Origin of the sequence: Tsukamurella sp. TY48 (assembly GCF_019656655.1) — a bacterium.
GTDB classification, from domain to species: Bacteria; Actinomycetota; Actinomycetes; order Mycobacteriales; family Mycobacteriaceae; genus Tsukamurella; species Tsukamurella strandjordii.
The window spans coordinates 464,953-484,469 of the sequence record NZ_BPMV01000002.1; the positions used below are offsets into that span (position 1 = coordinate 464,953).

General features: G+C 70.2%; 18 protein-coding genes. 3 read left to right on the forward strand and 15 right to left on the reverse strand.

Annotated features, from left to right (window positions below):
* Nucleotides 1-55: 55 nt before the first annotated feature.
* The 5 genes from TTY48_RS18025 to TTY48_RS18045 are packed head-to-tail and all read right to left on the reverse strand — an operon-like array spanning nucleotide 56 to nucleotide 4,979.
* Nucleotides 56-655, reverse strand: a complete 600-nt coding sequence (locus TTY48_RS18025; protein ID WP_220659027.1) for an alpha/beta hydrolase — start codon at nucleotides 653-655, stop codon at nucleotides 56-58.
* Nucleotides 652-1,992: an MFS transporter gene (locus TTY48_RS18030; protein WP_220659028.1), complete on the reverse strand. Its 1,341-nt coding sequence runs from the start codon at nucleotides 1,990-1,992 to the stop codon at nucleotides 652-654. Before TTY48_RS18030 ends, TTY48_RS18025 begins: the two co-directional genes overlap by 4 nt.
* A gap of 13 nt (nucleotides 1,993-2,005) precedes the next feature.
* Nucleotides 2,006-3,058, reverse strand: coding sequence for a 3-keto-5-aminohexanoate cleavage protein (locus TTY48_RS18035; RefSeq protein WP_220659029.1), 1,053 nt, complete (start codon nucleotides 3,056-3,058; stop codon nucleotides 2,006-2,008).
* Between the two features lie 35 nt (nucleotides 3,059-3,093).
* Nucleotides 3,094-3,975, reverse strand: a complete 882-nt coding sequence (locus TTY48_RS18040; RefSeq protein WP_220659030.1) for a TauD/TfdA family dioxygenase — start codon at nucleotides 3,973-3,975, stop codon at nucleotides 3,094-3,096.
* A gap of 23 nt (nucleotides 3,976-3,998) precedes the next feature.
* The gene (locus TTY48_RS18045; protein WP_220659031.1) at nucleotides 3,999-4,979 is read right to left on the reverse strand and encodes a quinone oxidoreductase; all 981 of its coding nucleotides are present in this window, start codon (nucleotides 4,977-4,979) and stop codon (nucleotides 3,999-4,001) included.
* A gap of 139 nt (nucleotides 4,980-5,118) precedes the next feature.
* Between TTY48_RS18045 and TTY48_RS18050 the strand changes: the two genes are divergently transcribed.
* From TTY48_RS18050 to TTY48_RS18060, 3 genes are all read left to right on the forward strand, one after another.
* On the forward strand, nucleotides 5,119-6,123 hold the full coding sequence (locus TTY48_RS18050; protein WP_220659032.1) for an AraC family transcriptional regulator: 1,005 nt from the start codon (nucleotides 5,119-5,121) through the stop codon (nucleotides 6,121-6,123).
* A gap of 75 nt (nucleotides 6,124-6,198) precedes the next feature.
* Nucleotides 6,199-7,446: a glycosyltransferase gene (locus TTY48_RS18055; RefSeq protein ID WP_220659033.1), complete on the forward strand. Its 1,248-nt coding sequence runs from the start codon at nucleotides 6,199-6,201 to the stop codon at nucleotides 7,444-7,446.
* On the forward strand, nucleotides 7,443-9,437 hold the full coding sequence (locus TTY48_RS18060; protein ID WP_220659034.1) for a glycosyltransferase family 39 protein: 1,995 nt from the start codon (nucleotides 7,443-7,445) through the stop codon (nucleotides 9,435-9,437). The genes TTY48_RS18055 and TTY48_RS18060 overlap by 4 nt, the downstream gene beginning before the upstream one ends.
* Here TTY48_RS18060 and ruvB read toward each other — a convergent pair.
* The 10 genes from ruvB to TTY48_RS18110 all read right to left on the reverse strand — a co-directional run bounded on the left by ruvB (nucleotide 9,434) and on the right by TTY48_RS18110 (nucleotide 19,448).
* Nucleotides 9,434-10,474 carry a Holliday junction branch migration DNA helicase RuvB gene (ruvB, locus tag TTY48_RS18065; RefSeq protein ID WP_255585884.1) on the reverse strand — a complete coding sequence of 347 codons (1,041 nt, stop codon included), beginning with the start codon at nucleotides 10,472-10,474 and terminating at the stop codon, nucleotides 9,434-9,436. The two genes, TTY48_RS18060 and ruvB, sit on opposite strands and share 4 nt — an antisense overlap.
* Nucleotides 10,475-10,531: 57 nt before the next feature.
* Nucleotides 10,532-11,131 (reverse strand): Holliday junction branch migration protein RuvA, encoded by a 600-nt coding sequence (gene ruvA / locus TTY48_RS18070; RefSeq protein ID WP_220659036.1) that lies wholly within the window; start codon nucleotides 11,129-11,131, stop codon nucleotides 10,532-10,534.
* The gene (ruvC, locus tag TTY48_RS18075) at nucleotides 11,128-11,712 is read right to left on the reverse strand and encodes a crossover junction endodeoxyribonuclease RuvC (RefSeq protein ID WP_220659037.1); all 585 of its coding nucleotides are present in this window, start codon (nucleotides 11,710-11,712) and stop codon (nucleotides 11,128-11,130) included. Before ruvC ends, ruvA begins: the two co-directional genes overlap by 4 nt.
* A gap of 81 nt (nucleotides 11,713-11,793) precedes the next feature.
* Nucleotides 11,794-13,497 carry a VanW family protein gene (locus tag TTY48_RS18080; protein ID WP_255585811.1) on the reverse strand — a complete coding sequence of 568 codons (1,704 nt, stop codon included), beginning with the start codon at nucleotides 13,495-13,497 and terminating at the stop codon, nucleotides 11,794-11,796.
* A 71-nt stretch (nucleotides 13,498-13,568) separates the two neighbouring features.
* On the reverse strand, nucleotides 13,569-14,324 hold the full coding sequence (locus tag TTY48_RS18085) for a YebC/PmpR family DNA-binding transcriptional regulator (protein WP_220659038.1): 756 nt from the start codon (nucleotides 14,322-14,324) through the stop codon (nucleotides 13,569-13,571).
* Nucleotides 14,325-14,369: 45 nt separating this feature from the next.
* Nucleotides 14,370-15,764 (reverse strand): wax ester/triacylglycerol synthase family O-acyltransferase, encoded by a 1,395-nt coding sequence (locus TTY48_RS18090; protein WP_220659039.1) that lies wholly within the window; start codon nucleotides 15,762-15,764, stop codon nucleotides 14,370-14,372.
* A 90-nt stretch (nucleotides 15,765-15,854) separates the two neighbouring features.
* Complete coding sequence (gene pdxT, locus TTY48_RS18095) at nucleotides 15,855-16,460, reverse strand: pyridoxal 5'-phosphate synthase glutaminase subunit PdxT (RefSeq protein ID WP_220659040.1); 606 nt, start codon at nucleotides 16,458-16,460, stop codon at nucleotides 15,855-15,857.
* 20 nt (nucleotides 16,461-16,480) lie between these two features.
* Entirely contained in the window at nucleotides 16,481-17,305 is an 825-nt protein-coding gene (locus tag TTY48_RS18100) for an acyl-CoA thioesterase II (protein WP_220659041.1), read from the reverse strand.
* A 20-nt stretch (nucleotides 17,306-17,325) separates the two neighbouring features.
* Nucleotides 17,326-18,138: a PP2C family serine/threonine-protein phosphatase gene (locus tag TTY48_RS18105; protein WP_220659042.1), complete on the reverse strand. Its 813-nt coding sequence runs from the start codon at nucleotides 18,136-18,138 to the stop codon at nucleotides 17,326-17,328.
* Entirely contained in the window at nucleotides 18,135-19,448 is a 1,314-nt protein-coding gene (locus TTY48_RS18110) for an RDD family protein (RefSeq protein ID WP_220659043.1), read from the reverse strand. The genes TTY48_RS18105 and TTY48_RS18110 overlap by 4 nt, the downstream gene beginning before the upstream one ends.
* Between the last annotated feature and the right edge of the window lie 69 nt (nucleotides 19,449-19,517).

Here is a 19,517-nt window from a genome sequence, read left to right on the forward strand (position 1 = left end):
CGAGGCTAGGCGCTCCCACCGACAAGCCGGCGGACGGTGGTGCCCGGGATGCGTGTCACGGCATCGTCACGATCTCCGCTCGCTGCGCGACCTCGGCCACCAGGTCGGACACGAGCCGCCATTCGCCGTATCCGGACGCGGGGTTGAGGTGTCCGGCATCGCCCAGGTCCTCCAGGCGACTGCCCCATACTTCGGCGAGCCCGGCCGTGGTCCGGTACCGCGCGAGCGGATCGGTGCGGCTCGCCGCGAGCACGGAGGGAAAGGGCAACCGCCCCCGAGGAATCGGCTCCCACCCCGCCGCCGCCAATTCGGACGGTCGTGGGTGGGGCTCGGGCCAGGCCACCCCGAAATCCGGAGGCGTGGCGAGAACGGCGCCGGCGACCTTCCCCACCGTCGGGTCGGCGGGTTCGCGCGACGCCACCCAGTGCGCCACGGTGAGCACGCCCGCGCTGTGCGCCATCAGGACCACGGGCCCGTCCGCCGCGGCCACGGTCTCTGCGAGCAGACGGGTCCGGACCGCGAGATCGTGCCAGTCGGACCGGTCCGGGAAGGGGACGGTGACCGCCCGCTCCACCCGGGCCGCGTACCGCTCCTGCCAGTGCTCCGGCGTGGGGCCACGCAGGCCGGGCACGATGACGACGGTGGCCGCGGTCATCGCGCACCCGCCGCGTCGAGGGCGCGCAGCCGCGCGACGCCGCGCGGGTGCAGCCGCTTGCCCGCGATCATGACCAGCGCGGCCGGGACGTACACGATCGGCGCCAGGCGCAGCGCGCCCATGAGACCGAGGTGGTCCGCGAGCACGCCGATCAGGATCGGCGCGAGCGCCAGACCGAGGAGGTTGTTGGCGAGAGTCAGTGTTCCCATCGCCGAGGCCTGGACCGAGCTGTGGGTGAGGGATGCGACGGTGGCCGCCGCGACGCCCGACGTCCCCGCCGCGAAGAAGGCCCCGATCCCCAGCAGCGCAAGCTGCCCCGCGCCGATCGGTAGGCGGAAGGCCACCATGAGTGCGGCGAAGGCGATCACGCAGTACGCGATCCCGAGCGTCCACTTGCGGGTCGCGTCGCCCTGGCTGCACCGATCGGCGATGTAGCCGCACACCACCATTCCCGTTCCCACCAGCATGACGAAGGCCGCTGCCATGCCACCGGCACGATCCACTGCCAGGTGGTGTTCCTCCTTGAAGAACGTGGGTAGCCAGGTGAGCAGGACGGCCGCCATGAACATCTGCAGGCCGCTGCCGATGTACGCGCAGAGCACCGGCGGGTTGGTGAAAAGGCTGGTGAGTGGCGCTCGGGTGATGCGCTCCACGGAGCCCGCGCCCGCATCGGCCGCATCGCAGACCCGGTGCTCGCGCACGCGGCGTTCGGTGACCACCGCCTTGAACGCGGCCACCAGCAGCAGCCCCAGTACGGCCATCGCGCCGAGTGACCAGCGCCAGCCGAAGTGCACGGCGATGAGGCCGCCGAGCCCGGTACCGATCATAGTGCCGAACGAGCCGCCGGCCATGAACGAGGCAGACAGTGCGGCGTGCACGCGGGGCGCGAACAGGCTGAGCACCAGTGCGATTCCGACGCTCCCGTACGCGGCTTCACCGACACCGACCACGAATCGCGCTGCCAGGAGTTGCTCGTAGTTCTGCGCGAAGGCACAGGCGAGGGTGGCGATCGACCACAGCACCGCCATCACCACCAGGCTGCGCACGCGCCCCCACCGGTCGGCGAGGATCGACACCGGCAGCGTCAGCACTCCCACCATGAGGGCGACCACGGAGATGAGCGAACCCTGTTGCGCCTTGTCGAGATGCAGTTCCTGCCCGAGCGGGACGAAGACGGCGGCCAGCACCTGCCGGGACATGTAGTCCGACAGCAGTAGTGCGAACGCGAGCGCGAAGACGATCCACGGGTAGATCCGCCGGCGGGACCGCGCGGGTCCCGCCGACGCATCGCCGTCGGCGTCCTCCAGGTCACCCGGACGGGTGGTCATGAGGGCCATGCTCGTCCACCCGTCACGCGTGCTGAGTGAAACCGAGCTGACCGGGCTGCCGGTTGGGCGCGTAGCCCACCTTCGCCAGGGTCTCCTCGACGGACGAGTACTGCTGTCCGATGCGGTAGATATCGCGCGCCTCCTTGCCGGTGGCGACGTCCCTGCCGAGCTCATCGCTGATCCGCACGAGCTGCTTGACCTGGTCGACGGACGTGATCTTCTCGCCCGGGCGGCCCCAGATGGTGTCCTCGTTGCCGCACCGGGTGTGCAGCCCCATCGCGATGGCCATCGTGTTGACGGGAAGTACCGAGCGCATGAGGGTTTCGAGGGTCAAGACGGCACCGTCGGGCACCCGGTTGATGAAGTTCATGATGTTGTACGGGTTGGGGCCGTCGAAGCCGCCGCCGATGCCCACCCAGGTGAGGTTCAGCGGCCCCATGTACGTGCCGCGGCGAATGAGCCGCTCAACGGTCTCCAGCTGCGGGATCGACGACAGCTGGAAGTGCGGCTGGATCCCGTTGGCGGACAGCCTGCGCAGATGCTCCTCGACCCACGCCGGGCCGGCGGGCACCGTCATCTCACGGTAGGTGTCGTAGAGCTCGGGGCGCTCCATGGAGGTGCCCGCGATATCGCCCGCAGTCATCAGTTCCATGATGTTCATCTGGCTGGTGTTGATGGCGATGGTCACCTGGTCGGGCTTCGGATCCAGTTCCGCTAGCATGTGACGGGTATCGTCCGAGAGCCATTTCGCTTCGGCGCCTTCGCCTTCGGGTGCGAAGGAGATGGAGCCGCCCACCTGCAGGATCATGTCCGGCACGGCCTCGCGCAGTCCGACGAGCAGCTCGTTGAACTTCGACAGTCGTTTGCTGCCCTTGCCGTCCAGCTCCCGGACGTGGATGTGCAGCACGGTCGCACCGGCCTCGTAGCAGTCCACGGCCTGCTGGACGTGCTGCTCGATGCTCAGCGGGAGGTCCTCGGGGAAGTCGTCGACCTCCCACTCGGGGCCGTACGGCGCAACGGTGATGACCTGCTTCTCCTGGACCTCGGGAAAAAGGGCGTCGTCGTGGAAGTGCATGGGGTTCTCCTTGAATCGGTGGGGCTGAGGTGATGTCAGTACGGTCGATCGCCGACGATGCCGGCGCGTTCCATGCGGCGGACCGCGGGCCAGTAGTCCTGCACCGCGTAGTGCTGGGTGCAGCGGTTGTCCCAGATGGCGAAGCTGTTCTCGGTCCAGCGCCAGCGCACCTGGAACTCGGGGACGGAGGCCTGCCGGGTGAGGTAGTGCAGCAGTTCCGCTGCGCCGGGGGCGTAGTCGTAGCCGAAGCGCACGTTCTCGGGAGTGTGGAAGTTGGTGAGGTGCGTGGCGAAGGCGTTGACGAACAGGACCTTCTCGCCCGTCTCGGGGTGGGTGCGCACCACCGGGTGCTCGGCGTCGGGGAATCGGGCGTGCAGCGCCGCGCGCTGATCGGCGGGCATCGCGGCGCCGAAACTGGCCTCGATGGAGTGCCGTGCGCGCAGGCCCTCGATCCGCCCTTTGATGTCCATCGGGAGCGCCTCGTACGCGGCCACCATGTCGACCCAGATCGTGTCGCCGCCCACGTCGGGGCCCTCGACGCAGCGCAGCACGGAGCCGAAGGGCGGGTTCTCCCGCCAGGTGGCGTCGCAGTGGAAGGCGTTCTCGTAGTGCTCCGGCGGGCTGTCGAGGTCCTTGTAGATGCGGACGAGGCCGGGGTGTTCGGGATCGCTGCCGACGACGGGATGGTCCTCGAGGTCGCCGAAGCGGCGCGCGAGCGCCACGTGATCGGCGCGGCTGATCGGCTGATCGCGCACGAACAGCACCTTGTGCGCGAGGAGCAACGCCCGCAGTTCGGCGAACAGCGCATCGTCGTGGGCGACCTCGGCGAGATCGACGTCGTGCAGTTCGGCTCCGAGGTGGGCGGTGAGCCGTTCGGCGCGGAGCCGGCCAGTGGCGGGTGCGGTGGTGACAGTCATGGTGATGCCTGCTTCCGGTGCGGTTACGGGATGAGGATCGAGGAGCCGGTGAGGGCCCCGGATTCGAGATCGGCGTGCGCGCGGGCCGCCTCGGCGAGCGGATAGCTCTGCCCGATCGGGATCTCGATCCGGCCGGCGGCGATGTGCCCGAACAGCTCTCCGGCGAGGTCGGCCCGTTCGGCGGGGTCGGCGATGTAGTCGGCGAGCGCCGGGCGGGTGATGAACAGGGAGCCCTTGATCGCCAGTTGCATGGCGTCGATGGGCGGGATCGGACCGGACGAGGTGCCGAAGCACACCAGGAGGCCCCTGCGCGCGAGCGAGTCGATCGAGGTCTGGAAGGTGGCGGCGCCGATGCTGTCGAGGACCACCGGAACCCCGGCTCCGCCGGTGATCTCGCGGACGCGGGCGGCGGTGTCCTCGCTCCGGTAGTGGACGATGTGGTCGACGCCGTGCGCACGGGCCACCTCGGCCTTCTCCGGCGTGGACACGGTGCCGATCACGGTCAGCCCCAGGAGTTTGGCCCACTGGGCGACGATGAGGCCCACGCCCCCGGCGGCGGCGTGCAACAGGATGGTGTCGCCGGGGCGGTAGGGATGAATGCGCCGCATGAGGTAGGCCGCGGTGAGGCCGCGCATCGTGCAGGCGGCGGCGGTGGCGAGGGCGACCCCGTCCGGCACGGGGATGAGATGTCGCGCGGGCAGCACGAACTCGGTGCTGTAGGCGCCGAGCGGGCTGCCGGTGTAGGTGTAGGTGACCCGGTCACCCACGGCGAAGTCCTCGACATCGGGGCCGATGGCGTCGATCGTGCCCGCGGCCTCGACGCCCATGCCGTTCGGGAGCGGCACCGGGTACAGGCCCTTGCGGTAGTAGATGTCGGCGAAGTTCAGGCCGACGGCCTCATGCCGGATCCGCACCTCGCCGGCATCCGGCTCGCGGGTCGGCACGGCCTCGTACCGCAGCACCTCGGGGCCTCCGGTCTCGTGGAAGCGGATTGCGTTCGCCATGGGGTCCTCTCTGGGTCGACACCGAATGTGATGAAGACGACGGTAGGACGCTGGGGACAGCTATTCTGTTCTTGACGGGACGCGAAACTGTTCATGTCGAGACAGTGAGGTGATTGCGATCACACTGACGAGTCCTCGGGTGCCACTCGCCCGCTACGCCTCGCTGGCCAACTACGTGGACCTGACCACGCGGTTGGGCGCCGATCCGCGGACCCTGCTGCGTGATGCCGGCCTCGACCCCGGCGGCGTCGCGGTGCAGGACCGCTGGGTACCTGCCGCTGCCGTGACCGATCTGCTCGAACGGACCGCGGAGATCACCGGGCGTGACGATCTCGGTCTCCGCCTCGCCGAACTGAGACGGTTGTCCCACCTCGGCCCGCTGAGCCTGGTACTCCGCGAGGAACCGGACGTCCGCAGCGCACTGCAGATGCTGATCCGTCACGAGCGGATGTACAACGAGGCCCTGCACACCCGGCTCACCGTCGCCGACGGGATCGCGACCGTGCGCATCGATCTGCACCTCGATCGCCCCGCACCCGACCGGCAGGCGGTCGACCTGGCCGTCGGCGTGATCCACGCGCTCCTGCGGGAACTGTTGGGCGGTACGTGGACTCCCCTGTCGGTGTTCTTCGCCCACCCCGCGCCCCGTCACGACGCCACCGCGCGCCGGATGTTCGGCGGTGCGGTCCGCTACGACGCGGACGGGCACGGCGTCAGCCTCTACGAGAGCGACCTGGACCGCCCCACCGCCACCTCGGATCCGCAGCTGCGCGAGTACACCAGGCGGTTCCTCAGCACGACGGACGGGGACACCCGCAGCGACCATGTCCAGCGCACACGGCAACTGGTCGATCTGCTGCTCCCCACGGGGCGGTGCTCCGCCGAGCAAGTGGCACGCAGCCTCGGCGTCGACCGGCGGACGGTGCATCGGCGCCTGGCCGCGGAGGGCACCACCTTCTCCGAGGTCGTCGACGAGGCCCGATCCACGCTCGCGCGCCACCTGGTGTCCGGGCGGCGCTACTCGTTCACCGAGATCTCGGTGATCCTCGCCTTCTCCAGCCCGTCGAACTTCTCCCGCTGGTTCCGCGGCAGGTTCGGCGTCACGCCGCGGGATTGGCGGAACGCGACGCCCCGGCCGCGGTGAGCCCTGGTCCTGTTCCCAGCGATCCCACAGATCCACCGCAGGGCTACGGCAGCCGAGCGCCCGAGTCTCATCTTCATGACAACCGAGACCGCCCCCGACCGCATGGGCCCGGCCGCCGCCCGATCTCCCGAGGGAGCACCGTCCGGCGCCCCCGTCCTCGACATCGTGGTCCCCGTGTACAACGAGGCTCACTCCCTCGCGCACTGCGTGGAGACCCTGCACGCCTACCTCGCCGACTCACTGCGCATCCCCGCCCGGATCACCATCGCCGATAACGCCAGTACCGATGACACACTGCGGGTGGCGCACGCGCTCGCGGGAGCGATCGACGGCGTGCGCGTGGTGCACTTGGACGCCAAGGGCCGGGGCCGGGCACTGCGCCGGGTGTGGTCGGACTCCGACGCCCAGGTGCTGGTCTACATGGACGTGGATCTGTCCACCGATCTCAACGCGCTGTTCCCGCTCGTCGCTCCGCTGCTGTCCGGACACAGCGACCTCGCCATCGGCACCCGGCTCGGCCGCGGTGCGCGGGTGACGCGGGGGCCCAAGCGGGAGTTCATCTCCCGCGGCTACAACCTGCTCCTGCACACTGCGCTGCGAGTGCGGTTCTCCGATGCGCAGTGCGGGTTCAAGGCGATCCGCACCGACGTCGCGCGACAACTGCTCCCGCTGGTGCAGGACGGCGAGTGGTTCTTCGACACCGAGCTACTGGTGCTCGCCGAGCGGGCCGGGCTACGCATCCACGAGGTCCCCGTGGACTGGACCGACGACCCCGACAGTCGCGTGGACATCGCGGACACCGTGGCCAAGGACCTGCGCGGCATGGCGCGGGTCGGCCGGGCGCTGGCCGCGGGCCGGCTTCCCCTCGACGATGTGCGCCGGGCACTCGGCCGCGACGAACCGGAGATCGCCGGGGTACCGCACGGCATGGTCGGCCAGCTCGCGCGGTTCGCGATGATCGGCGTGGCCAGCACCGTGGCATACGCCCTGCTCTACCTGCTGCTGCACTCCGCGATCGGGGCGCAGGCCGCGAACTTCACCGCCCTGCTGATCACCGCCGTCGGCAACATCGCGGCCAACCGCGCGTTCACGTTCGGCGTCCGCGGCCGCGAGGGAGCCGTGCGGCACCACACCCAGGGGCTCGTCGTCTTCCTGGTCACCTGGGCGCTCACCGCCGGCAGCCTGGCACTGCTCGCGAGCGCCGCTCCCGGCGCCTCCCGCGAGGTACAACTGGCGGTGCTGGTGATCGCCAACCTGGTGGCCACGGTGCTGCGCTTCGTGGGTATGCGCCTGATCTTCCGCACCGCCGGAGCCGCCGCGTGACGCGACTGCAGGAACGCGCGGCCGTCGCCCTCCTCCTGGTGGGGACGGCGGTCGCGTACATCTGGGGCCTCGGTCGGGCGGGCTGGGCCAATGCCTTCTACGCTGCGGCGGTCCAGGCGGGCACCGTGAGCTGGAAGGCCATGTTCTTCGGCAGCTCGGACGGCGCGAACTCGATCACCGTGGACAAGCCGCCCGCCTCGCTGTGGGTGATGGAACTCTCCACCCGCGTCTTCGGCGTGAACTCGTGGGCGATGCTCATCCCCCAGGCGCTGCTCGGAGTGGCCTCGGTGGCACTGCTGTACGCCACCGTGCGCCGCCGGTTCGGCGCCCTGGCGGGCCTGCTCGCCGGGCTGATCCTGGCGGTGACGCCGGTGGCCGCCATGATGTTCCGGTTCAACAATCCGGACGCGCTCCTGGTGCTGGTGATGATCGCCGCCACGTGGGCGATGCTGCGGGCCGTGGAGGACGGCCGGTGGCGGTGGCTGATCGCGTGCGGGGCGTTCGTCGGATTCGGATTCCTCACCAAGCAGCTCGCGGTGATGCTGATCGTGCCCGGGCTGGCGCTCACCTATCTGATCGCCGGGCCCCCGCGCCTACGGACCCGGATCGCCCAGTTGTTCGCCGCGGGCGCCGCGATGGTGGTCGCCGCGGGCTGGTGGTTGCTCACCGTGGAGTTGTGGCCCGCCGCATCCAGGCCGTGGATCGGCGGCTCACAAAGCAATTCGATTCTGGAGCTCACGCTGGGCTACAACGGACTCGGGCGGCTCAACGGCAACGAGAAGGGCAGCGTGGGACCCGGCCGCGGCGGCATGGAGCCGCCCCCGGGGTTCGAGCTGCCCGCCGGGATGGACCTGCCCGGGGGCAGGGGCGGAGGCATGTTCGGCGACGCCGGAATCCTGCGGATGTTCCAGCCCGCCCAGGCCGGGCAGATCGCCTGGCTGCTCCCCGCGGCGCTCATCGCGATCGCGGTGGTGCTGGTACTGCGCCGCCGCGCGCCCCGCACGGACGGCGATCGTGCAGCGGTGATCGCCTGGGGCGGTTGGTTGCTGGTCACGGGCCTCACGTTCAGCTTCATGGCGGGCATCTTCCACGCGTATTACACGGTGGCCCTCGCGCCCGCCATCGCCGCGCTCGTGGCGATCGGGGTGGCGGTGGGCTGGCGGGAACGGCAGGTCCCCTGGGTGCGTGTGGCAGCGGCCCTCGCCGTGGCGTCCACCGGGGCCACCGGCTGGTACATCCTCGACCAGACGCCGAACTGGAATCCCTGGCTGCGGTGGACGATCGCGGCGGCGGCGCTCGTGGGAACGGTGGCCCTGCTGGCCACACTGCTTCCCTCGGCGAGACGATCCCGACGGCTCGCCGGCCTGATCGCGGCGGCGTCCGTGGTCGTGGGCCTCGCAGGGCAGGTGGCGTTCACCGCGGAGACCATCGCAACACCGCGCCAGGGCGCCATCGTCTCGGCGGGGCCCTCGAGCGGCCACGGCTTCGGGCCGGGAGGCGGCAAGGGGCGCGCGGACCGCGCCGCCGCACCACGCGGCCCCGGCGGCCCCGGCGGTCCGGGTGGTCCGGGTGGCCCGGGCGGGCGGAGTGACGGCGCCGAGCGGTCCGGGACGGGCAGCGGACCGTCGTTCCTCATGGGCAGCACGGCCGGTCCCGAGGTGACCGCTCTGCTGTCGCGGGACGCCGACCGGTACACCTGGGTGGCGGCGACGGTGGGCGCGAACGCCGCGGCGGGCTATCAGCTGGCCACCGGGAAGCCGGTGATGCCGATCGGCGGCTTCAACGGCACCGATCCGTCCCCCACGCTGGCGCAGTTCCAGCAGTACGTGGCCGAGGGCAAGATCCACTACTTCTTCACCGAATCCGGTGGGGGTTTCGGAGGATTCGGCGGCACGGGTACGGCCGCGGAGATCCGTTCGTGGGTCGAGAAGACCTACGCGGCGCGCACCGTCGACGGGGTGACGCTCTACGACTTGGCTCCGCAGCGCTAGAACAGGCGCTCGTCGCCGGCATCGAAGTCGCCCCGGACCTCGATGCCGGAGGCGAGCGCACCCGCCGGGGGTTCGAGCCCGAGGTGGTGCCAGGCCGCCATGGTGGCGACGCGGCCGCGGGGCGTGCGGGCGAGCATGCCGGCGCGCACCAGGAAGGGCTCGCACACCTCCTCGACGGTGCCGGGTTCCTCACCGACCGCGACCGCCAGGGTGGAAACGCCCACGGGTCCACCGCCGAAGCTGCGGATCAGGGCGCCGAGCACGGCCCGGTCCAGGCGGTCGAGACCGAGCTCGTCGACGTCGTAGACCTTGAGCGCGCCGCGCGCCACCTCGACGGTGACCACGCCGTCGGCACGGACATCGGCGAAATCGCGGACCCGGCGGAGCAGCCGGTTGGCGATGCGCGGGGTGCCGCGGGAGCGGCTCCCGATCTCCGCCGCGGCCTCCCCCACGATCTCGATGCCCAGGATCCTCGCACTGCGCTCGATCACCCGCACCAGATCGTCGGTGCCGTAGAAGTCCATGTGCGCGGTGAACCCGAAGCGGTCGCGCAGCGGCCCGGTGAGCGCACCGGACCGGGTGGTGGCGCCCACCAGGGTGAACGGCGCCACGTCGAGCGGGATGGAGGTGGCGCCCGGACCCTTCCCCACCACCACGTCGACCCGGAAATCCTCCATCGCGAGGTAGAGCATCTCCTCGGCCGGGCGGGCCATCCGATGGATCTCGTCGATGAACAGGACATCGCCCTCGACCAGGTTGGACAGCATGGCCGCGAGATCGCCCGCGCGTTCCAAGGCTGGCCCCGAGGTCACCCGCAGCGCCGTTCCGAGCTCGGCGGCGATGATCATCGCGAGGCTGGTCTTGCCCAGGCCGGGCGGGCCGGATAGCAGGATGTGGTCGGGGGTTCCGCCGCGCTTGCGGGCGCCGTGCAGCACGAGTTGGAGCTGCTCGCGCACCTTGGGCTGGCCGATGAACTCGTCGAGCGACTTCGGGCGCAGCGAATCGGAATCGTCGCCGGACAAGGGCGCCGGGCCCATCAGTCCCGAGACCTCGTCATCGAACTCGCTGCCGACCTCGTCGTCGTACTCCACGCGCTAGCCCCTCCCCAGGGACTTCAGCGCATCGCGCAGCAGCTCGGACACCGGCTTGTCGGGCCCCGCCTCGATCGCCGCGGTGACGGCGGGCTCGGCCTGCTTCGGCGTGAATCCCAGTCCCTCCAGCGCGTCCAGCAACTGCTGGCCGACTCCGCCCGGAACCGCCGTCGACCCGGCGGCGGTGCCGGTGGACGTGGTGGGCGCGGCTACCTTGTCCTTGAGCTCGACGTGGATCCGCTCGGCGACACGCTTGCCGATACCGGGGATCAGGCACAGGGTCTTGATGTCACCCGAGGCGATCGCGGTCTGCATCTGGGCCGGTTCGAGCACGGCGATGGCGGCCATGGCCAACCGCGGCCCCACCCCCTGCACGGTCTGCAGCAGGTGGAACAGCTCCTGCTGCGGGGAATCGGTGAAGCCGTACAGCGTCATCGAGTCCTCGCGCACCACCATCGAGGTGAGCAGCGAGCCCTCGGCCCCGCGCGTGAGCGCACCCGCGGTGGCGGGCGCCACCAGCACCTTGTAGCCGACACCCGCGCACTCGACCACCACGTGATCGAGACCGATGTGCCGTACCTCGCCGCGCAGCGACGCGATCATCGCACTCCTCCTGTGACACGACCCGCGCGACGCTGCGCAGCGAGCCGCTGTTCGAAGACCTTCTTCTGTTCCGCCGCACGGCGTTCCGCTTCCGCCATCCGCGCGATCATCGGCGCCCGCCAGCTGTGACAGACGGCGAGCGCAAGGGCATCGGCCGCGTCGGCGGGCTCCGGGGCCTTCTGCAGCCCCAGGATCTTGGTGATCATCGCGGTCACCTGCGCCTTGCCCGCGTTGCCGTTGCCGGTGACGGCCGCCTTGACCTCCGACGGGGTGTGGAAGTGCACGGCGATGCCCCGCCGGGCCGCGGCCAGGGCGACCACGCCGCCGGCCTGCGCGGTACCCATCGCGGTGGACACGTTGTGCTGCGCGAACACCCGCTCCACGGCGATCACATCGGGTTCATGGGTATCCATCCAGAACTCCGCCGCGGTCCACACCGCCAAGAGGCGTTCCGGCAGCGGCATGGTGGACGGTGTGCGCACCACGTCCACATCGAGCGCCGTGACCTTGCGGCCCGCGCCCGTGTCGACCACGGAGAGGCCGCAACGGGTGAGACCGGGGTCCACCCCCATCACCCGCATCGCGCACCTCCGTCGAACAGTCAAACCTTTGTTCGAGAGCCTACCCTGCATCCCGCGGAAGCAGGACGCGGACACGCGCGTCTACTCGCAGATGACGGTGGGCACCGGGTCGTACTTCACCGTGCGGGTGTGCCGCGAGATCACGGACCCCGAGCGCGCATCGGTGATGACACGGGTGTTGCTGGTGGTGAACCCGGGCTGTCCCGTGCTGGCGACGCAGTGCGGGCCCTTCGCCAACCGGATGGTCGAGGGCTCGGTGGGCAGCGAGCGCTGCCCCTTGATCGACTCGACCGAGCGCGTCTTGGTGCTCCACATCCGTACCGTGACCGAGGAGGCGCCCGCGCTGGACTCGATGACCACGCCGTACGGGGTGTCGTTCGTGAACTTCAGGTCGATCGCGCCCTCGTACACGGTGGCCTCCCGCGCCTCGGGGTACCGCGAGATGTAGTAGCTGTGCTCGGTGTGGCCCGCGTCCGCGAGACCGGCGAAGTACGCGGCGTTGTAGAGCGTGGTGGCGAACTGCGAGATGCCGCCGCCCACGGCCTTATCGGGCCGGCCGTTGTTGATGATGCCCGACTCCACGTAACCCTGCGCGGTGCCGCGGGGCCCGGTGTAGCCGTTGAGCGAGAAGGTCTCCCCGGGCAGCACGACTGCACCGTTGACCTGCTGCGCCACCCGGCGGATGTTCACGCCGGACGCGTCGCTGAAGCCGCCGGTGGTGAACTCGCTCACCACCTCCTTGACGCCCAGTTCGTTGGCCCGCTTGGTGGTGATCTTCGGTTCCACCGTCTTGAACTGCGCCGTCGCCGCGCGGTCGGCCTCGGCGCGCTGGTTCACCGCGCGAGCCACCGCGTCGATGGTGGGATCCCAGACGACCTCGCTGCCGGGCACCGCGGCCGTCACCGTCGGCGCTCCACCGGACAGCGTGAACGAGGCGTCCTTGGGCTTGGAGACCGCCGATTCGAGCCGGGTGCCGAGCACCTTGCGTGCGGCGTCCCGGTCCACCGTCGCCTTCAGCTGGCCGTCACCATCGGGCTGGTACGACAGGAAGGTCCCGATGTCGTCGCCCGTGAGCCGGCCGACGGTGCTGGCCTCCGTGTTCGGCGCACCGTCCTTGCGGAGCACCACGGCCGACGAGACGGCACGCGTCGCCGCGCCCGACGCGACCGAGCGCACCATCTGCTCGGAGACGGTCGGCCGGACGTTCTCGGTGGGGATGTCCACCTCGGTGGTGTCGGGCCACGCGGCGAGCACGGCGTCGGCCGCCTTGCCCATGTCGATGCGATCGCCGGGCTTGGGCAACACGGGGACCGGCTTGCCGTCCCGGAAGATCACCGCGCCGTCGCCGGCGGCGGAGGTCAGCTTCTCCGTCGAACCGCCCAGCGCCGCGTCGAACTTGGTGCGATCGAGCGTCGACTCGGGGTGCACGTGCCGTTGCCGGACGTAGCCGATCAGGTCGCGCGCGGGATTGCGGTCCCGGATCGCCTGCTCGACGGTGCCCTCGACATCCATCTTCAACCCGAGTTGCTCGGGGGTGAACTGCACGGAACCCTTGTCGGTGCGGAGCGTGACCTTGGCATCGTCGGCCTTATCGGCCGCCGGCGCCAGGCGGGCGATCGCGTCGGTCCGCCCGATCCCGCCGAACTCGACGCCCAGCGCGGTGGCGCCGTGCACGGTCTCCGCCCGCCCGTTCTCCCAGACCGCGGCCCCGCCCGCACCGAGCAGCAGCGCTCCGACCACGGCCAGAGCGGAGGCACGGCGCAGCGAGGTTCGTGTCCGATTCACAATCTGAGAATATCCTGACGCTTCAGTACCGCACAGTAGGGGCGATGCAGAACGGCAATCCTTCCGGGCCGTCAGTCCTCGTCGAGCTCGGCCAGGACCTCGTCCGGGATGTCGATGTTGGTGTACACGTTCTGCACGTCGTCGCTGTCCTCGAGCGCATCGATCAGCTTGAAGACCTTGCGCGCACCGTCGGCGTCCAGCGGCACCTCGACCGACGCGCGGAAGCCGGATTCGGCGGACTCGTAATCGATTCCGGCCTCCTGCAGCGCAGTGCGCACAGCCACCAGATCGGTGGGCTCGGAGACGATCTCGAACTGCTCACCGAGATCGGTGACCTCTTCGGCGCCGGCATCGAGCACGGCCATGAGCACGTCGTCCTCGGACTGACCGTTCTTGTCCAGGGTCACGACGCCCTTGCGCGCGAACAGGTACGACACCGAACCGGGGTCGGCCATGTTGCCGCCGTTGCGGGTCATCGCGACGCGGACCTCGCCCGCAGCGCGGTTGCGGTTGTCGGTGAGGCACTCGATCAGGACCGCCACACCGTTGGGGCCGTAGCCCTCGTACATGATGGTCTGCCAGTCGGCGCCGCCGGCCTCTTCGCCACCACCGCGCTTGCGGGCCCGCTCGATGTTGTCGTTGGGGACCGAGGTCTTCTTCGCCTTCTGAATGGCGTCGTAGAGCGTGGGGTTACCGTCGGGATCGCCACCACCGGTCCGCGCCGCGACCTCGATGTTCTTGATCAGCTTGGCGAACAGCTTGCCGCGCTTGGCGTCGATCGCCGCCTTCTTGTGCTTGGTGGTGGCCCATTTGGAATGGCCGCTCATCGAACCCTCGATTCAGTACTGGTGCGCTGTATCAACCCTTCGAGTTTACGTGAACGCCTTCTCCAGGTCGCTGAGCGCGTCTTCCAGGTGGTGGATGAGGCGCTGCACGTGCGGCACGGACGTGCGGCACGCCACGATGCCGAACTCCAGATTGTCGTAATTGGTGGAGATGGTGATGTTGATCGCGGAACCGTCGAGCACGATCGACGCCGGGTAGATGCCGTCGAGCCGGGACCCGTTCCAGTACATCGGGGCGCGTGGACCGGGCACGTTCGAGATCACCAGATTGAAGGGCGGCCGGGTGCGACCGGAGTAGCCGGGCAGCAAGCCCGGAGCCAGTCCGGCGATGTTGGCGGCGCTCACGGCGAGCACCTGCATCGGCGACAGCTCCCCCATCACCCGGCGAGCGGCCCGCACCGAGTCCCGCGCCATGTGCAGCCGGTCCGCGGCATCGGGGATGTCGGTGCCCAGGGTGGCGATGATGGTGCCCACCGCGTTCGAATCCGTCGAGTCGCCCTCCTTGCGGAGGTTCACCGGCACCATCGCCGTGAGCGACCGGTCGGGCAGTTCGCCGAGCTCGGCCAGGTACGAGCGCAGTGCGCCGCCGCACATCGCCAGGACCACGTCGTTGACGGTGGCTCCCGCCGCGCGCCGGATCGCGTCGATCCGCTCCAGCGAGTACGACTGGGCGACGAAGCGCCGGGCGCCGCCGATCGGGACGTTGAAGATGGTGTGCGGTGCCTGGAACGGCGCCATGTAGTCGTGATCGCGGAAGGCATTGCCCACCACCTTGAGTGAGGCCGGGACCATGCCCAGCACCTCGCCCGTGATGCCCGCGGCCTGCTTCGCCACCCCGAACGGATCGACGCCGAACAGGCCGGTCGGCTTCGCCGGGGCGGGCTCCTGCGGCTTGGCGCGCTTGCCCAGGCCCGGCTGCCAGACGACGCGCCCCTCCATGTCGTTCGGGTCCTCCGACAGCGACAGGGTCATGTACTTCAGCGCCGAGACACCGTCCACCAGCGAGTGGTGCACCTTGCTGTAGATCGCGAACCGGCCGTCCTCGAGGCCCTCGATCACCTGCAGCTCCCACATCGGGCGGTGCCGGTCGAGGAGCGTCTCGTGCCACAGCGAGACCATCTGGAACAGTTCGCGGATGCGGCCCGGCTGCGGCAGCGCGGTGTGCCGCACGTGGTAGTCGACGTCGATCGAATCGACGTCGGTCCACCAGGTGTTGCCGACGATGCCGACCGGATCGGCGGGGCGGCGCCCGAACCGACTGCTGACATCGGTGTGCGCGCGCATCGTCTCCACCACGGAGCGCACGTAATCGGGCCCGGCACCATCAGGCGGCGTGAACAACTGCAAACCGCCCACATGCATGGGATGCTCGCGCGATTCCGCCACGAGGAACATCGAATCGGTCACCGGCATGTAGCTCATGCGCGCACCCCTGTCCGTCTGCGGGGCACCGCACGCGGCCCCCACCACCTCAACACGACCCGGCAGAGGGGTGGGCACGCCCGAGACGGGTCAGCCGCGCCGAACCATGGCCACGAAGTGCTCGTGGATCCGCAGATCCCCGGTCACCTCCGGATGGAAGGATGTGGCAAGCGTCACACCCTGCTGCACTGCGACTACCGTACCCGCCGACTCGCCCGCCTCGGCAGGCACCCTGGCGAGCACGTCGACACCGTCGCCGACCCGCTCCACCCAGGGCGCACGGATGAACACGGCGCGCACCGGCGGACCGTCGATGCCCGCGACGTCGAGGTCGGTCTCGAAGGAATCCACCTGTCGGCCGAAGGCATTCCGCCGGACGGTCATATCGATCGCGGACAGGCAGCGCGCGTCCGGCCGGGTGTCGAGCACCTCCGAGGCGAGCAGGATCATCCCGGCGCACGAGCCGTACGCGGGCAGTCCGTCGGCGAGCGCGGCGCGCAGGGGGTCGTACAGGTCGAAGACGCCGAGCAGCCGGCTCATGGTGGTGGACTCGCCGCCGGGGATCACGATGCCGTCCACGGCCGCGAGATCGGCGACGGTGCGCACCGCGCTGGTGCTCGCGCCGACCTCCTCCAGCGCCCGACGGTGCTCGCGCACGTCACCCTGAAGAGCCAGAACCCCGATCCGCACAGTCACGGGTCACCAGAGTAGGTGCCCTACTTGCGGAAGCGGTGCAGGCCCTCCTGGATCACGACCGCCACGAGTGTGCCGTCGCGGGTGAAGATCCTGCCCGCGGTGAGCGCCCGTCCCCCGCCTGCCGAGGGCGAGGTCTGGTCGTAGAGCAGCCATTCGTCGGCGCGGAAGGGCCGCAGGAACCACATCGCGTGATCGAGCGACGCGACCTGGGTGTCGACGCCGGGATGTCCCACGCGCGCGGAGGTGAGCAGCGTCATGTCGCTCATGTACGCGAGCGCGCTGGTGTGGATGTTCTGATCGTCCGGCAGACGTCCGATGTGCTTGAACCACACCTGCTGATGGACCGCGCGCCCCGGGTACGGCGTGGTCTGGGACTGGTCGACGATCCGGATGTCCCAGTTGTTCCACTCCTGGATCAGCCCGCGGCTCTCCTGCGAGGCGTTGGGATCCTCCCGCGGGCTGGGGACCGTGTCCGGATCGGGTGCGGAGGGCATCTCGTCGGCGTGCTCGATGCCCTCCTGGCCGGGGAGCTGGAACGACGCCGACATGGAGAAGATCGCCTCGCCGTTCTGCACGCCGTTCACGCGGCGGGTGCAGAAGGACCGGCCGTCGCGGATGCGGTCGACGAGGAAGACGGTATCGGCATCGGGGTTGCCCGGGCGCAGGAAGTAGCCGTGCAGCGAGTGCACCTGCATCTCCTCGGGCACCGTGCTGATCGCCGAGCGCAGCGCCTGGCCGGCCACCTGGCCGCCGAAGGTGCGCACCAGGATCGACGGCGCGTGGATACCCCGGAAGATGTCGCGGTCGATCTGCTCCAGGCTCAGCAGCGCTTCGATGTCAGCCACGGAGCGTGACTCTACTCAACTCACCAGTCGTCGCCGACCGGTTCCGTCGTGGCTTCCACGACGATCACGGTGACGTTGTCCCGGCCGCCGGCGTTGAGCGCCGCGGAGACCAACTGCTCGGCGCACTCGTCGATGGGGACCTCGGATTCGAGGATCGACTGGATCTCGTCGTCGGTGAGCTCGCCGTTGAGGCCGTCCGAGCACACCAGCAGCTTCTCCTGCGGCTGCGCGGGCACGATCCAGAAATCGGCGTCGGGCTCCATACCCGCGCCCAGGGCACGGGTGATCACGTTGCGGCGCGGGTCGACCCGAGCCTGCTCGGGGCTCAGGAAGCCGCCGTTGATGAGCTCCTGAACCTGTGAGTGATCCACGGTGAGCTGCTCGAAGTAGCCCTCGGCGAGGCGGTAGGTGCGCGAGTCGCCGATGTTGACCACCAGCCAGTGCGGGACCTCCTCGTAGGTGGTGAGGAGAACGCCGGTCACGGTGGTGCCGGCGCGCTTACCGGTCTCGGAGTCGATGGCCTCGATGGTGGCGTGCGCCTGGCGCAGCCGGTCGACGACCTGCTCCATGACGACCTGCGCATCGGCCGGCTCGGGACCGAAGACCTCGGCCAGGGCCTCCAGTGCGGCGGCCGAGGCCACCTCGCCCGCGTCGTGGCCGCCCATGCCGTCGGCGAGCAGGAACATGCCCGGTCCGGTGAGCGCACCGTCCTCGTTCGTCATCCGCACGCGGCCGGGGTTGCTGATCGCGACCCACTTCATCGAGACGCCCCCCTGGGCGCCGTAGACGATCTCGGACCGCGCCGAACCGTCTCCCATGGCTTCGGCGGTCATCCGCCGAGCACCTTGAAACTGCGCTGCCCCATATGCACGACGCTGCCCTTCTCCACGGCGTACCTGACTCCCTTGGTGAGCTCGGTCCACGAATCCTCGTAGGCGATCGCGGATCCGTTCGTCGACCCTACGTCCTCGACCCACAGCTCACCGCGGGTGAGTCCGAACAACAGGTGGGTCTTGGACACCGATGCGGTGTCGTCGACGAGAACGTACTTGGTGACCTTCGATGCATCCGCACCCGGCGGGATCACCGGCTCGCGGCCGATGATTCCGTCTCCGCGCACGTCCACCGAGTGGCCGTCGTCGAAGCGCAGCACGATCGGCGCGCCACCGGCGGGCCGGGCGCCGGCGGAACCCGCGGTCTGCAGGGGCGACGGTGCGCTCGGGCGCTGCTGCGGCGGCACCTGCGGCGCCGGACCCGCGGGGCGCGGCGGGGCGGCCTGCGGCGGCGGTCCCTGGCGGGGCGGCTGGGGGTTGGCCCTGCGGGGCCTGGCCCTGCGGCGGTCCCCTGCCGCGGCGGCAGAGGCTGCGCGGGACGCGGCGGCACGGGCGGAGCAACGGGCGCCTGCGGGGGGCTGGGCGAATGCGGCGGCGGGCGCCGCGGTCGACTCCTCCCCGTCGGCGAGTGGCGGGCCGAAGCGCGGCGGCACGGGCCGCAGGCCGGGCACATCGTCGGGCAGCGGCGGCAACGACGGGGGCTGCAGCCGCTCGCGCGGCTCGCCGTCCGCATCGTCGGTCAGGGCATCGGTCGGGGCGGCGTCGGCCGGGAGCGGGGTGGGGATCCGCTGCAGCGCCGAATCCTCAGCGGCGTCTCCGGCGACGAGGCCGCCGAGCGGGCCCGACGGGGTCGCCGGCTGCGGGCGGGGCTCCTCGGCCACCACATCGGCACCGTCGACCACAGTGGTCTTGGAGGCCTTCTCGTGGATGCCGCGGCGCCCGCCGTCGGCCAGGATCGACCAGGCCGGGAGGTACACCAGCGGAGCGAGCACGTTGAAGACCACCGAGCGGATCGCGGAGGCGGGGTAGCCGAGGGCGCGGCGGGTGTCGGCGTCGACCACGGTGAGTCCGGCGAGCATCTTGCCGGGGCTGGCACCGAAGGCACCGTGCAGCACGATCGAGATGATGATCGCGACGATCACGCCGCCGCCGAGGAAGTACTGGCCCTTCTCGACGCCCGCGAGGACGTTGATGATCAGTGCGATCGCGACGACCGTGGACGCGAGACAGAGGTCGGCGACGTACGCGAGCACCCGTAGCGCGATCGGCGCGCCATCGGCCCGCTGTCCTCCGGTTGCTTGGTCTGTCATCCTCCGCCTCACCTGCTACATCGACAATCGTGCGTTGCTATTCGGCTCGTCGCCCGCGTGACCGGGAAA